The sequence below is a fragment of the Salinimicrobium sp. 3283s genome (assembly GCF_039602225.1).
GTDB classification, from domain to species: Bacteria; Bacteroidota; Bacteroidia; order Flavobacteriales; family Flavobacteriaceae; genus Salinimicrobium; species Salinimicrobium profundisediminis.
In genome coordinates this window covers 1109027-1122248 of the sequence record NZ_CP143631.1, presented here as the reverse complement: position 1 = coordinate 1122248, position 13222 = coordinate 1109027, and the positions used below count along the sequence as shown (strand labels likewise).

The following is a 13222-nucleotide window of genomic DNA, read 5'->3' as shown; positions in this document are numbered from 1 at the left end:
ATTGAGGTTTTTCTTGCCTTATATGCAATTTATGCTATTTTTGAGCATTGATCCTTTATTAATCTACACACATTATTATGAGAAAAGTATTATTGTCAATGGTATTTGCGCTTGCAGGTGCTATAACTTATGCCGGAGGTTACCGTGTTGGGGTGCAGGGGCAGCGAGCGCTGGCCATGGGACACACGGGAGTTGCCGTTGTTAACAGTGCCGAGTTGGGATTCTTTAACCCTGCGGGACTGGTTTATCTTGAAAACCGACTAACTGTTTCTGCAGGGGTGAGTGCGGTTTTTTCTGAAGTTGCATGGCAAAACGAAGACACAGGAGAGAGTGCGCGTACCGATAACCCTGCCGGAACACCGTTTTACTTCAATGCTTCTTATAAACTGAATGAAAATCTTGCGGTGGGCCTAAGTGTATACACTCCTTATGGAAGTACCGTGAAATGGGAAGATGACTGGGCAGGTTCTCACCTGGTGAACAATATTGAGCTGCAGGCAATTTACATCCAGCCGCTTATTTCTTATAAAGTTGCCGATTTCTTAAGTGTTGGGGGAGGTCCAATCTTTGTTACCGGTTCAGTGAACTTTAACCGAAACCTGAGTAGAACTCTTACCGATATTGATGGTAACAGGTCAAATGTAACCATTGATGCTTCAGGAGTTAACGAATGGGGATGGTCTGCCAGTGCTCTTTTCACAGCAACCGAAGATTTCAGAATAGGAATCAATTACCGTTCAGAAATCATTATGAATGCTGAAGACGGGGATGCCGATTTTGAAAATATTCCCAATACTCCTTTAGCACCTTTTAGCGATACTACTTTTGATGCGCAGTTGCCATTGCCAGCAGAGCTTACAGTAGGGCTGTCTTATCAACTTAACGAAAAATGGTTACTTGCTTTCGATTATAACAGGACTTTCTGGAGTGTTTATGAAGCTCTGGATATCGAATTTGCAAATCCTGCCCTTGGGGTATCAGAGAATCCACGTGCTTATGAAGATTCAAACACATGGAGATTTGGAGCGCAGTACGAAGCTACAGATAAGTTGACCCTGCGTGCAGGTTATTACTTTGATGAATCTCCAGTTCAGGAAGGTTATTTTGCTCCCGAAACTCCCCGTAATGATTCCATGGGTTTTACAGCAGGTCTTTCACTTGATGTTACTTCAAGACTGGCTATAGATGCATCTTTCGCTTATATAAGATTTGATGAAGTTGATGCGGTCTATAATCCAAACCCACAAGATTTCCCCGATTATGAGGGTGTCCCATTTGGAGGTACTTATAAATCTGTAGCCTTTATTCCAGGGATTGGAGTAACTTATAAAATGTAATAAAAGAATTAGAATATGAGAAATTATATAAAATACATCGGAATCCTGGCGCTGGGAATGGTTGCATGTGAACCTGAATTTGATAATCCCGTAGACGAGCAGGATGCGTATAGTAATGGAGAAGCCGATTTCTCCAACTACGTGGCTTTAGGAAACTCGCTAACTGCCGGATATGCAGATAACGCACTCTATATCACCGGGCAGCAGAATTCTTATCCAAACATCCTGGCACAGCAGTTCGCTAAAGTGCAGGAAACCCAGGAATTCAGAATTCCTTACATGGCCGATAATGCAGGTGGTTTACTGGCAGGAGACCAGCAAATTACCAGTAACAGGCTTGTGCTTGAGACTCTTTTTAATGAAGAGGGGGAGCCTGTACAAACCCCTAAAGTTTATACCGGAATGGCGCCTACCACGAATGTTTTAAACAAATTAACAGGGCCTTTCAATAATATGGGAGTTCCCGGAGCCAGAAGTTACCATTTATTGGCACCTGGGTATGGGAATCCTGCCGGGCTAATGGCCGATCCTGCAACTGCAAATCCATACTTTGTGCGTTTTGCTTCTTCTCCTGAAGCTTCTGTTCTTGAAGATGCTGTGGCTCAACAGCCTACTTTCTTCAGCTTATGGATTGGGAATAATGATGTGTTAGGATACGCAACCACAGGGGGTTTAAATGAAGCGAGTATAACAGACCCGGCGATGTTCACCGGGGCATATACGCAACTTGTAAATGGATTAGTTCAATCTGGAGCAGAAGAAGGGGTTTTAATCAATATCCCCGATGTAACCGATGTGCCGTTTTTTACCACTATTCCTAATAATGCTTTAGTGCTTAGTGCTGAACAGGCTGCCAATCTTACCGGGTTTTTCCAGGCTGTGGCCGGGATTTTCACCCAGGTTCTAATGCAACAGCAAGTGCCGCAGGAGCAGGCAGCGCAAATCGCTTCTCAATATGCACTTACTTTTAGTGAGGGGCCAAATAGATTCGTTATTGATGTTCCCGAAACTCAGACTAATCCTCTTGGGTTTAGACAAATGACTGAAGAAGAATTGTTGCTTTTCACTATAGATCGTACTGCCATTCCAACTCAGGGATATGGTTCTGCAGCGGTAGGTCCAGAAGTGATGCAGGTTTTAGGTATACTTCAGCAGGGAGGTCAGCCAACACCAGAGCAGGCTCAGTTGGTTTTGGAGGCTGTAAATGGTATTGATGATAAAGATGCTCTTGATATTCAGGAAATCCAGAACATTAGAAATGCCACAGCTAAGTATAACGAAACTATTCTAGCTCTTGCCCAGGCAAATGGGTTGGCTCATGTAGATGCTGCCGCTTTGCTTAACAAGGTAGCAACTACGGGAATTTCTTTTGATGAAGGCACTGTGACATCAACCTTTGGTAGTGGTGGTGCTTTCTCTCTTGATGGGATCCACCTTACGCCCCGTGGATACGCTTTAGTAGCCAACAAAATTATTGAAGAGATCAACAAAACCTATAATTCTGAAGTTCCCACCGTGAATATTGGAAACTACGGAACCGTAACTCCGAGTAATGATGTGGGTAATTAATTCCCACCTTCTTTAAAAATGTATTAAAACGTCGGGCTGGTCCCGGCGTTTTTCGTTCAAAGTAGTATCTTAGTGTTAAATTCAAAACCTATGACCTTTCTTTTAAGAATCCTCCTCACCGCTGTAGTAGTGGTGTTTCTTGCAAATTTTCTTCCGGGTGTAACAGTTACAGGATACGTGACGGCTATAGTTGTGGCCCTGGTCCTGGCGCTGCTTAATTTTATAGTGAAACCCGTCCTGGTGCTTCTCACACTTCCTGTTACCCTGCTTACCTTTGGCCTTTTTCTTATAGTGATCAATGCCATTATCATCCTTTTGGTAGATGCTTTTGTAAGCGGATTCCAGGTGAGCGGATTTTGGATTGCAGTGCTCTTTAGTATCTTGCTGTCAATTATTCAATCAATCTTTTTCTCAATTGCCGAAAGGAAATAAAGCCTTCTGAATTTCAGCTTTTTGAAACTTTGCTTGCTCTTAAAAAAGTTGTACTTTTGCAAACCAATTTTTATAAGCGCTTATAATGAATATAACGAGAGAGAACATTGACGAACTTAATGCAGTCCTCAAGGTTGATATAGCCAAAGAAGACTATAGCGGCAAAGTTGAAAAAGTCCTGAAAGACTACCGTAAAAATGCAAATATTCCTGGCTTCCGTAAAGGGCATGTGCCTATGGGGATGGTGAAGAAGCAATACGGGAAGGCAGTTTTGGTAGATGAGGTAAACAAGCTGCTTCAGGATGCCCTTAACAAATATCTTACTGAAGAAAAACTGGATGTTCTTGGAAATCCGCTTCCAAAGGAGCAGGAAAACTTTGACTGGGATAGCGACAATTATACCTTCGAGTTTGAACTGGGCCTTTCTCCACAGTTTGAGGTGAGCCTTGACAACGAGAAGCCAATTACTCATTATAACATTGTTGCCGGTGATGAGATGATCGACAACCAGGTGAAAACCCTTCAGAAGCAATATGGAAAACTTGTTTCTAAAGAATCTGCCGAAGAAGGAGATCAGCTTTCCGGTACCTTTAAAAATGAGGCTGAAGGAATAGAGAACAAAACTACTTTACCTCTTGAAAAGGTCAAAAATAAGGAGCCTTTCCTTGGTGCAAAAGCAGGTGATACTGTAAAAGTGAGCACTAAAGGCCTTTTTGAAGATGACCATCAATTGATGGATTTCCTTGAGGTTGAGCATGACAAAGCGCATGGGCTTGATGTTGAGGTAGAATTCCACGTAGAGGAAGTAAACACTCAGGAGCTTGCAGATTTAGATCAGGAGTTGTTTGATAAGCTCTTTGGTGAAGGGGAAGTAACTTCGGTAACCGGGCTTAAAGAAAAGATCAAAGAAGATGCAGCCAAGCAATTTGAGCAGCAGGGCGATCAACAATTGCTGAATGATGTTACTGAAATGCTGATTGAAAACACTCAGTTTGAACTTCCAAAGGAATTTCTTCAGAAGTGGATCCAGACTGCAGGAGAAAAAGAACTTTCAGCTGAAGAGGCTCGTGAAGAGTACGAAAAAAGCGAAAAAGGATTAAGATTCCAGTTGATTGAAGGTAAATTGATCCAGGATAATAATCTTGAAGTGAAGTTTGAAGACCTTAAAGCTTTCGCTAAAGAAAGGATCAAAGAACAAATGGCGCAGTTTGGCCAGATGAACCCTGAAGAAAAGGAACTTGACGATATCGCCGCCCGTATCCTTTCCCGTCAGGATGAAGTAAAACGTCTTTCTGAGCAGTTAATGAACCAAAAACTACTTGCCCTTTACAAGGAAAAAGTGAACCTTGAGGAGAAAGAAGTGACATACGAAGAATTTGTTAAAGAAGTTTACGAATAGAACTTTTCTTAATTAATACTTATATCTTTAAGGGCGTTAGACCAAGTGCGGGATAACGCCTTTTTTGGCAACTAAGAGAGAGGTGTTAACCTCTTTATTTAACCCCAACAAAACGACATAAATTCAATGGATTACGCAAAAGAATTTGAGAAATACGCCACCCAGCATCACGGGATTAACAGTAACTATTACAACAAAATAATAAGCAGCATGTACCCGCAGGGTATGACGCCAAACATTATTGAAGAGAGGCAAATGAACATTGCTATTTTTGATGTTTTCTCCCGTTTAATGATGGATCGTATTATTTTTCTTGGTACGGGTATTAGCGACCAGGTAGCCAATATTATTCAGGCGCAATTGCTGTTTTTGGAGAGTACAGACTCTTCAAAAGACATTCAGATCTACATCAATTCCCCGGGAGGTAGTGTTTATGCCGGCCTTGGTATTTATGATACCATGCAGTTCATAAAGCCCGATGTAGCTACAATTTGTACAGGTATGGCTGCCTCTATGGGAGCGGTGCTTTTATGTGCAGGTGAAAAAGGAAAAAGAAGTGGTTTACCGCATTCTCGCGTTATGATTCACCAGCCTCTTGGTGGAGCGCAGGGGCAGGCCAGTGATATCGAGATCACGGCACGTGAGATTTTAATCCTTAAAAAGGAGCTTTATGATATCATTGCCAAGCATTCCGGTCAAACCTATGAGAAGATCCATGAAGACAGTGATCGCGATTACTGGATGAAAGCAGATAAGGCTTTAGAATATGGAATGATTGATGAGATTCTAACAAGGGATAAATAATCTCTTTAAAGAATACTGAAGACCTTTAATGGTTAGAAGAAAAAATTTATGGCAAAAGAAGAACTAGAATGTTCCTTCTGCGGAAGGAAAAAACCTGAAACCAACCTGCTTATCGCCGGACTTGACGCTCATATTTGCGACCGGTGTATTGAGCAGGCCCATGGGATCGTTATAGAAGAATCAAAGCAAGACAGCTCGGGTGAGCTTTCATCTGAACTTAAACTAAGAAAACCCAAGGCGATTAAAGGCTTTTTGGATCAATATGTAATTGGGCAGGAGCACACTAAAAAAGTGCTTTCTGTAGCTGTTTACAACCACTACAAAAGGTTGTTGCAGCCAGCTAATAATGACGATATCGAAATCCAGAAGAGTAATATCATCATGGTAGGGGAAACCGGTACCGGTAAGACCCTAATGGCAAAGACCATCGCCAAGATGCTTAACGTGCCACTGGCCATTGTAGATGCAACCGTATTGACCGAGGCCGGTTACGTGGGCGAGGATGTTGAAAGTATTCTTACCCGCTTATTGCAGGCAGCCGATTATAATCTTGAAAAAGCACAGCACGGTATTGTGTTCATTGATGAGATAGACAAGATTGCCCGTAAAAGCGACAATCCTTCAATTACCCGCGATGTTTCGGGAGAAGGGGTGCAGCAGGCTTTGCTGAAGTTGCTTGAAGGAACTACCGTGAACGTACCGCCAAAAGGAGGCCGTAAACACCCCGATCAAAAGTTTATCGAGGTAGATACCGAAAATATCCTCTTTGTTACCGGAGGGGCTTTTGATGGTATTGAGAAGAACATCAGTAAGCGCCTTAATATGCAGGCGGTTGGGTTTAGCGCATCTAAGAATGATGAGGCTATAGAGCGTGAGAACCTGTTGAAGTACATTATCCCTAAAGACCTTAAAGATTTTGGGTTGATTCCCGAGATCATTGGGCGTCTTCCGGTACTTACACACATGAACCCGCTAGACCGCAAAACGCTTAGATCTATACTTACGCAGCCTAAAAATGCCATTATCAAGCAGTATCAAAAACTGTTTGAGATGGATGATATCGAATTTAGTATTACCGATGAAGCCCTCGATTTTATTGTGGAAAAAGCCATCGAATACAAACTTGGTGCCCGTGGGTTAAGGTCGCTTTGTGAAGCCATTCTTACCGATGCCATGTTTGAAATGCCCGAAGGTACCTCAAACCAGCTGGTGGTAGATAAAGAATATGCCGAAGAGAAACTCGACAAATCGGGTATAAAAAGGCTTAAGGCGGTTTCATAGCATAAAAAAAAATAGAACATAAAGTTAGAAGCCACGCGTACTGCGTGGCTTTTTTTGTTTAGATGATTTCTTGGTGCTCCTAATTTTGGAAAATTTTAATATAACAATTGAAATATTCCAGTAAATTAGTTAAGATGTAATGTTTTGTAAATCAGTTTAAAATGGAAACATTAAACCCCTACTTAACTTTTCCGGGTAATTGCGAAGAGGCCTTCAACTTCTATAAATCAGTGTTTGGAGGTGAATTCTCTTACATAGGAAGGTTTCGCGACATCCCTTCAGAAGAAGGTTTGTCTATCCCCGAAGATAGAATGAACAAGATTATGCACATCGTCCTGCCCCTGGGCGAAAAATGCCTGCTTATGGGCAGCGACTGCGATGATGGCTGGTGCCCCGATGTAGTGGTGGGCAACAACGTCTCGCTCTCTATTAATACCGAAACCAAAGAACAGGCCGATCAGCTTTTTGAAAGCCTTTGCAGTGAAGGTAAAATTACCATGCAAATTGGCGATGTTTTCTGGGGAAGCTACTACGGAATGTGTACAGATAAATTCGGTGTAACCTGGATCATTAATTATTCCAAGCCCGAAGGCAATACGTAAAATGGAAGCTCTCGAAATAAAGGCGAACATACAAATCGCGAGATCACAACGCTGGTTTTTTGATGCGATCACAGAACCCGAAAAAATAGGTATCCCAGAATGCCATTTTTGACACCTCTCTTTCAGAAGTTATGGTCTCAAAAATGTATATTATCAGGAAAAATTCTTCTTCAGAAGAGTTTGCTTCAGCAGAAATGAATGGAGATGTTCGTTGGAGGTTATTTCAGAAAAAACTTCAAAAAGATGTTCTGAAAATGCCATTTTTGACACCTGGTCTTCAGAAGTTTTGTGCTCAAAGAAGAGTTAACGGCGTTTATTCTTCTTCAGAAGAAAACTATTTCCGAAGTAAGTAACCTTTCCGAAGTAAAAAGAAGAAGCCTTAAAAATGCCATTTTTGAAAGTCTATGTCACCTAAGGGTGAAAATAAAAAACCCGCTTCAGCAATGAAGCGGGGTTTTCTGTAAAATCAAAATTAAAATTTCAGAAGAAGATCTAACTTCTCACTTCTAAAATCTAATATCTATCTTACATCATTCCTGGCATACCGCCGCCCATTCCTTGTGGCATTCCGCCTCCGGCGTTGTCTTCTTTGATATCAACCAAAGAACACTCGGTAGTAAGGATCATTCCGGCAACCGAAGCAGCGTTTTCAAGAGCTACTCTTGTTACTTTCTTAGGATCGATAATTCCGGCTTTCATCATGTCTACATAAGAGTCAGATTTTGCATCGTAACCGTAGTTGTCTTTTCCTTCAAGCACCTTGTTGATCACTACAGAGCCTTCGCCACCTGCGTTTTCAACTATTGTTCTAAGAGGAGCTTCGATAGCACGACTTACAATTTGGATTCCTGTAGCTTCATCGGCGTTGTATGACTCAAGGTTTGCAAGCACAGCTTTGGCGCGTACAAGGGCAACACCACCACCGGCAACAATACCTTCTTCTACAGCCGCACGGGTTGCGTGAAGGGCATCGTCTACACGATCTTTCTTCTCTTTCATTTCAACTTCTGAAGCTGCACCTACGTAAAGTACGGCAACACCTCCGGCTAGTTTAGCCAAACGCTCCTGAAGTTTTTCTTTGTCATAATCGGAAGTAGTGGTTTCCATCTGAGCCTTGATCTGGTTCACACGGTCTTTGATCACCTGGTTGTCACCGGCACCGTTCACTACAGTTGTGTTGTCTTTATCGATAGCTACTTTTTCAGCAGTACCAAGCATATCAAGTGTTGCGTTCTCAAGAGTGAATCCTCTTTCTTCAGAGATCACAGTACCACCTGTAAGGATGGCGATATCTTCAAGCATTGCTTTTCTTCTGTCTCCAAATCCCGGAGCTTTAACAGCAGCAATTTTCAAAGAACCTCTTAGTTTGTTCACTACTAGAGTGGCAAGGGCTTCGCCGTCTACGTCTTCAGCAATGATCAAAAGGGGCTTTCCAGACTGAGCAACTGGCTCAAGTACAGGAAGCAGGTCTTTCATTGAAGAGATCTTCTTGTCATAGATAAGGATGTATGGATCTTCAAGATCGGCAGTCATTTTCTCGCTGTTGGTAACGAAGTAAGGAGAAAGGTATCCGCGGTCAAACTGCATTCCTTCAACAACGTCAACGTAAGTTTCGGTTCCTTTAGCTTCTTCAACAGTGATCACTCCTTCTTTTCCAACTTTTCCGAAAGCCTGGGCGATAAGTTCACCAATCTGGTCATCGTTGTTGGCAGAGATTGAAGCTACCTGCTTGATCTTTTCTGAAGAATCACCTACCTGCTGGGTTTGCTCTTTAAGGTTGGCAGTCAAAGCTTCAACAGCCTTGTCAATTCCGCGTTTAAGATCCATTGGGTTTGCACCGGCAGCAACGTTCTTAAGACCTTCTTTTACGATAGCCTGGGCAAGTACAGTTGCAGTGGTAGTACCGTCACCAGCGATATCATTGGTTTTGGAAGCTACTTCCTTAACCATTTGAGCTCCCATGTTCTCAAGAGCATCTTCAAGTTCAATTTCTTTTGCCACGGTCACCCCGTCTTTTGTCACTACAGGAGCTCCAAAAGATTTGTTGATGATCACGTTACGGCCTTTAGGTCCTAAAGTTACTTTTACAGCATTTGCCAATGCATCCACTCCGCGTTTAATACCGTCGCGGGCTTCAATATCAAATTTTATTTCTTTTGCCATTTTATTTAATTTTTTTCTTCCCCAGAGCGGGAATTAGTTAGTTGATTCTAAAAATTAGTTGAGGTGAAGAACCGCCAGAAAATAATGCGGTTATTACTTCAGGGTTTTATACTATAGCAAGAATATCATCCTCTCTCATGATAAGGTAATCTTTACCTTCCAGTTTGAGCTCGGTACCTGCGTATTTTCCATAAAGTACACTGTCACCAACCTTAACGGTCATGTCGTGGTCTTTTTTACCGCCACCTACGGCTACTACGGTACCTTTTTGTGGTTTCTCCTTTGCGGTTTCGGGAATGTAAATACCTGATGCAGTCTGAGTTTCGGCTGCGGCAGGCTCAACAAGTACTCTGTCTGAAAGAGGTTTAATGTTTAGTGCCATTTTTCAAATGTATTTTAGTTAATGAATTCTTTGTTTGAATAGCCTAAGAGACGAAAATTGTGCCACTTGAAAAATGCTGACAAAATCCAAAAAAAAATGCCAGCTTGTCATAAGCTGGCATTTGTATATATGTCTTAAGTTTTCTAGTTCTGCTCTGCAGGGGTAGTCACAGGAGCTTCAACAGGTGCAGGAACGTTAGTTTCTACTTCAGGTTCTCCCCCCATGATCTTAGATTCTCCTACTCCGTTGCCATCCATGATAGTTACATTAGAAAGGAGGATAAGCACAAGAAGAAGGGTTGCAAGCGTCCAGGTACTTTTATCCAAAAAATCTGATGTTTTTTGAACTCCACCAATCTGGTTTGCGCCACCGCCAAAAGCCGAAGATAACCCGCCGCCTTTAGGGTTTTGAACCATGATTACTACTACCAGTAGGAACGCTACTATAATGATTAGCGTTAAAAAGATTGTAAATGTGCTCATTATGCTTAACTATTATTTTCCTGTAATTTTTCGATTGCCCGAATTTGGTCTGCAAAGAAACCACTTTTTTCCGGATTTTTCAAAATTAAAATTTTATATGCCTGGATGGCTTTTTTGTAGTTTTTCTGTTCGAGGTAAACCCGTGCTAAAGTCTCTGTCATAAGGGCTTCGGGCGCTGCAAGATTGTCTTCGGCAAGGTTGACTTTTTTTGCCGTTTTTGAAGGGGTAATCCTCGGGTTTTTAGAAATGAATTCCTCAATAAGTTCAAACTTCCGGCTCTTTTCTTCCTGTACTTCCGAAGATAATTCTTCCCGTTCTACATGTTTTGCTGAAGCCAGTTTTAACCATTCTGAAAATGAGTGATTTTCATTGCGGTTAAAGGAAAGGGGTTTGCCGGTTTCCAGAATATCTTCTTCTTCTGAAGGCTGAGTTGTTTCTTCTCTTTTCTGGAACAAACCCGGATCAAATACGCGGGCAGATTCCTGAGATTTCATTTTCAGTGCCTTGTCAAGAGTCAGGTTTTCATCCTCTTTTTCAACTTTTGTCGCGGCCTTATCTTCAAGTTGCTTTTGTTGCTGCTCCTGCTTCTTGATAGATTCGGCAATTTCATTTTGATTAAATTCCCTTGAAGTAATGAAGTCAAACAGCACCCCTCTGTCTGTAGTGTGAGCGGCTGTCACCTTAAGTTCCTTGTTGTAGTGTAGGCTGTTCGTGTTTTTTAATCCTTTAAGGCGCACGGCACGGGCCGCCTGGAAGTAAGGATATTTTCTCAAAATCTCGTGCAGCGCTTTTGTCTGCTCAAAGGAAATGGCAGCAGGGTCTTTAAGAATCGATATTACTTCATCCTGTTTCATTACCAGTTTGCCAAAGTAGCATTAAAAATATCCTGAGTGATGCGGGTAAAGATCTCTTCAAGGGCTGTTGCCAGCACCGGCCCAATAAGTTGTGCACTGGCAGGATAATCATAGTAGAACGAGAAACGCCTGTCTAAAATGTCCTTTTCGGGATCTAGGGTGTTGTAAAACCTTAGATTGACCACAATGGTGAGGCGGTTTTGTGCGGCAGTACTTTGGGCTGTGGCACTCATGGGGGCAACATAGTAATCTATGATCTCCCCTTCATAAACCAGGTCTCCATTTTCATTGGTAAGGCTCAAATTCGTCTGACTCTGAATAAGATCCTGAAGCTGAAGCGTGAATGTACGGTCAATACCCGGCTCCACAATTGGTGCGGCGTTCTGAAAATAATTAACCTGAAAGGTTTGCGCATTCCCCACATCGGCTCCCGAAAAGGAATAAATGCCACAGGATGACAGGCTGAAGGAAAGCATTAAAAGAAGCAACAACTGTATTTTTTTCATAAAATATGGGGTGTCAAAAGTGGCATTTTTTAAAGGTCGTATTGTTTGATCTTTCTGTACAGGGTGCGTTCACTTATTCCCAGTTCTTCGGCGGCTGCCTTTCGTTTTCCGTTGTGGCGCTCCAGGGATTTCTTGATGAGTTCCAGCTCTTTATCCTGAAGGGACAGCGTCTCTTCTTCCTCAATTTCTTCGGCAAAGTAATATTTATCCTGTTTATCTGAAGGATTTTGCTGCGGAATTTGAAGTACTTCGAGTTCCTCGTCGGTTATTTCTTCGGGAATAACATCTTCTTCGTCATTATTTCCGTAGATCTTATTGATCAGGCTTTCGTTTTCCTCTTTCACATTCTTATGACCGTCATTTTCCATAAGCTCTAACGTGAGCTTTTTGAGGTCATTAAGATCGCTTTTCATGTCAAAAAGCACTTTGTAGAGAATTTCCCGCTCATTACTAAAGTCGCTTTCTTTCTTCTTTTCCTCGATCACGGCCGGTAGGTTGCTGCCGTAACCGGGAAGATATTCTTTTAATTTTTGGGCGTCTATACTTCTTTCCTGTTCTAAAACTGAAATTTGCTCGGCGAGGTTTCTTAGCTGCCTCACGTTTCCATTCCACGAATACTTTTGCAACAGGCTGATGGCATCGTCTTCAAGCCGAATAGTGGGCATTTTGTACTTCAAAGCAAAATCGGCTGCAAATTTCCTGAAGAGCAGGTGGATGTCTTCCTTGCGTTCGCGCAATGGTGGTAGGTAGATCTCTACGGTACTTAACCTGTAGTAAAGGTCTTCCCTGAATTTTTCCTTTTTGATGGCATCGGCCATATTGAGGTTGGTGGCAGCGACAATACGTACATTGGTCTTTTGCACCTTTGAGGATCCTACCTTGATGAATTCGCCATTTTCGAGCACACGCAGAAGCCGTACCTGCGTGGTTAGTGGCAATTCGCCAACTTCATCCAGAAAAATAGTTCCGCCGTCGGCCACTTCAAAATATCCACTTCGCGTTTGAGTGGCACCTGTAAAAGCACCTTTTTCATGCCCAAAGAGTTCACTGTCAATAGTACCTTCAGGGATGGCACCGCAGTTTACAGCAATATATTTACCGTGTTTGCGGTGGGAGAGTGCATGGATGATCTTGGGAATACTTTCTTTTCCCACTCCGCTTTCCCCGGTGACCAGTACAGAAATATCTGTTGGCGCCACCTGTATGGCTTTTTCTACTGCCCTGTTTAATTTCTGGTCGTTTCCTAAAATGCCGAAACGCTGTTTTATTGCCTGAATACTTTCCATGCCCCCTAGCCCCCAATGGGGGTATTTATTTGTTTAATTGAACCTGATTCTGGTATGCTCTTCATTTCAATTAGTTTAAAAAAAGAAATCTTTAAGACCTCTCCTACACCCCCTTCGGGGGCAGG

General features: G+C 42.4%; 14 protein-coding genes. 8 read left to right on the top strand and 6 right to left on the bottom strand.

The window, feature by feature from the left end; genetic code table 11:
* The first annotated feature begins 77 nt into the window (after window positions 1-77).
* From VS868_RS04935 to VS868_RS04900, 8 genes are all read left to right on the top strand, one after another.
* Complete coding sequence (locus VS868_RS04935; RefSeq protein WP_345599384.1) at window positions 78-1337, top strand: outer membrane protein transport protein; 1260 nt, start codon at window positions 78-80, stop codon at window positions 1335-1337.
* A gap of 15 nt (window positions 1338-1352) precedes the next feature.
* Window positions 1353-2906, top strand: a complete 1554-nt coding sequence (locus VS868_RS04930; RefSeq protein ID WP_266068444.1) for an SGNH/GDSL hydrolase family protein — start codon at window positions 1353-1355, stop codon at window positions 2904-2906.
* A 90-nt stretch (window positions 2907-2996) separates the two neighbouring features.
* The gene (locus VS868_RS04925; protein ID WP_266068445.1) at window positions 2997-3338 is read left to right on the top strand and encodes a phage holin family protein; all 342 of its coding nucleotides are present in this window, start codon (window positions 2997-2999) and stop codon (window positions 3336-3338) included.
* Between the two features lie 85 nt (window positions 3339-3423).
* Window positions 3424-4737, top strand: coding sequence for a trigger factor (gene tig, locus VS868_RS04920; protein ID WP_345599383.1), 1314 nt, complete (start codon window positions 3424-3426; stop codon window positions 4735-4737).
* A gap of 126 nt (window positions 4738-4863) precedes the next feature.
* Window positions 4864-5541: an ATP-dependent Clp endopeptidase proteolytic subunit ClpP gene (clpP, locus tag VS868_RS04915; RefSeq protein WP_345599382.1), complete on the top strand. Its 678-nt coding sequence runs from the start codon at window positions 4864-4866 to the stop codon at window positions 5539-5541.
* Window positions 5542-5589: 48 nt separating this feature from the next.
* A complete protein-coding gene (gene clpX / locus VS868_RS04910; protein WP_266068448.1) occupies window positions 5590-6822 on the top strand; it encodes an ATP-dependent Clp protease ATP-binding subunit ClpX in 1233 nt (410 codons plus the stop codon).
* Between the two features lie 161 nt (window positions 6823-6983).
* Window positions 6984-7424 carry a VOC family protein gene (locus tag VS868_RS04905; RefSeq protein WP_345599381.1) on the top strand — a complete coding sequence of 147 codons (441 nt, stop codon included), beginning with the start codon at window positions 6984-6986 and terminating at the stop codon, window positions 7422-7424.
* Between the two features lie 143 nt (window positions 7425-7567).
* Window positions 7568-7777: a hypothetical protein gene (locus VS868_RS04900; RefSeq protein ID WP_345599380.1), complete on the top strand. Its 210-nt coding sequence runs from the start codon at window positions 7568-7570 to the stop codon at window positions 7775-7777.
* A gap of 172 nt (window positions 7778-7949) precedes the next feature.
* On the opposite strand, the gene groL is transcribed toward VS868_RS04900, so the two are convergent.
* The 6 genes from groL to VS868_RS04870 form a co-directional block, all read right to left on the bottom strand.
* On the bottom strand, window positions 7950-9587 hold the full coding sequence (groL, locus tag VS868_RS04895) for a chaperonin GroEL (RefSeq protein WP_345599379.1): 1638 nt from the start codon (window positions 9585-9587) through the stop codon (window positions 7950-7952).
* Window positions 9588-9693: 106 nt separating this feature from the next.
* Window positions 9694-9969, bottom strand: coding sequence for a co-chaperone GroES (locus VS868_RS04890; RefSeq protein WP_029038864.1), 276 nt, complete (start codon window positions 9967-9969; stop codon window positions 9694-9696).
* A gap of 143 nt (window positions 9970-10112) precedes the next feature.
* Window positions 10113-10451, bottom strand: a complete 339-nt coding sequence (gene secG / locus VS868_RS04885) for a preprotein translocase subunit SecG (protein WP_266068454.1) — start codon at window positions 10449-10451, stop codon at window positions 10113-10115.
* Window positions 10452-10456: 5 nt separating this feature from the next.
* The gene (locus VS868_RS04880) at window positions 10457-11305 is read right to left on the bottom strand and encodes a hypothetical protein (RefSeq protein ID WP_345599378.1); all 849 of its coding nucleotides are present in this window, start codon (window positions 11303-11305) and stop codon (window positions 10457-10459) included.
* On the bottom strand, window positions 11305-11811 hold the full coding sequence (locus VS868_RS04875) for an LptE family protein (RefSeq protein ID WP_345599377.1): 507 nt from the start codon (window positions 11809-11811) through the stop codon (window positions 11305-11307). The genes VS868_RS04880 and VS868_RS04875 overlap by 1 nt, the downstream gene beginning before the upstream one ends.
* A 29-nt stretch (window positions 11812-11840) precedes the next feature.
* Entirely contained in the window at window positions 11841-13097 is a 1257-nt protein-coding gene (locus tag VS868_RS04870) for a sigma-54 dependent transcriptional regulator (RefSeq protein WP_345599376.1), read from the bottom strand.
* Window positions 13098-13222: the final 125 nt, after the last annotated feature.

What these genes read in the sequence shown, in the direction of transcription:
- clpX (WP_266068448.1), top strand. Translation starts at nt 5,590, where the DNA reads ATGGCAAAAGAAGAACTAGAATGTTCCTTCTGCGGAAGGAAAAAACCT.
- VS868_RS04900 (WP_345599380.1), top strand. Translation starts at nt 7,568, where the DNA reads ATGTATATTATCAGGAAAAATTCTTCTTCAGAAGAGTTTGCTTCAGCA.
- VS868_RS04870 (WP_345599376.1), bottom strand. Translation starts at nt 13,097, where the DNA reads ATGGAAAGTATTCAGGCAATAAAACAGCGTTTCGGCATTTTAGGAAAC.
- VS868_RS04875 (WP_345599377.1), bottom strand. Translation starts at nt 11,811, where the DNA reads ATGAAAAAAATACAGTTGTTGCTTCTTTTAATGCTTTCCTTCAGCCTG.
- VS868_RS04930 (WP_266068444.1), top strand. Translation starts at nt 1,353, where the DNA reads ATGAGAAATTATATAAAATACATCGGAATCCTGGCGCTGGGAATGGTT.
- VS868_RS04925 (WP_266068445.1), top strand. Translation starts at nt 2,997, where the DNA reads ATGACCTTTCTTTTAAGAATCCTCCTCACCGCTGTAGTAGTGGTGTTT.
- VS868_RS04905 (WP_345599381.1), top strand. Translation starts at nt 6,984, where the DNA reads ATGGAAACATTAAACCCCTACTTAACTTTTCCGGGTAATTGCGAAGAG.
- clpP (WP_345599382.1), top strand. Translation starts at nt 4,864, where the DNA reads ATGGATTACGCAAAAGAATTTGAGAAATACGCCACCCAGCATCACGGG.
- VS868_RS04880 (WP_345599378.1), bottom strand. Translation starts at nt 11,305, where the DNA reads ATGAAACAGGATGAAGTAATATCGATTCTTAAAGACCCTGCTGCCATT.
- tig (WP_345599383.1), top strand. Translation starts at nt 3,424, where the DNA reads ATGAATATAACGAGAGAGAACATTGACGAACTTAATGCAGTCCTCAAG.
- VS868_RS04890 (WP_029038864.1), bottom strand. Translation starts at nt 9,969, where the DNA reads ATGGCACTAAACATTAAACCTCTTTCAGACAGAGTACTTGTTGAGCCT.
- secG (WP_266068454.1), bottom strand. Translation starts at nt 10,451, where the DNA reads ATGAGCACATTTACAATCTTTTTAACGCTAATCATTATAGTAGCGTTC.
- VS868_RS04935 (WP_345599384.1), top strand. Translation starts at nt 78, where the DNA reads ATGAGAAAAGTATTATTGTCAATGGTATTTGCGCTTGCAGGTGCTATA.
- groL (WP_345599379.1), bottom strand. Translation starts at nt 9,587, where the DNA reads ATGGCAAAAGAAATAAAATTTGATATTGAAGCCCGCGACGGTATTAAA.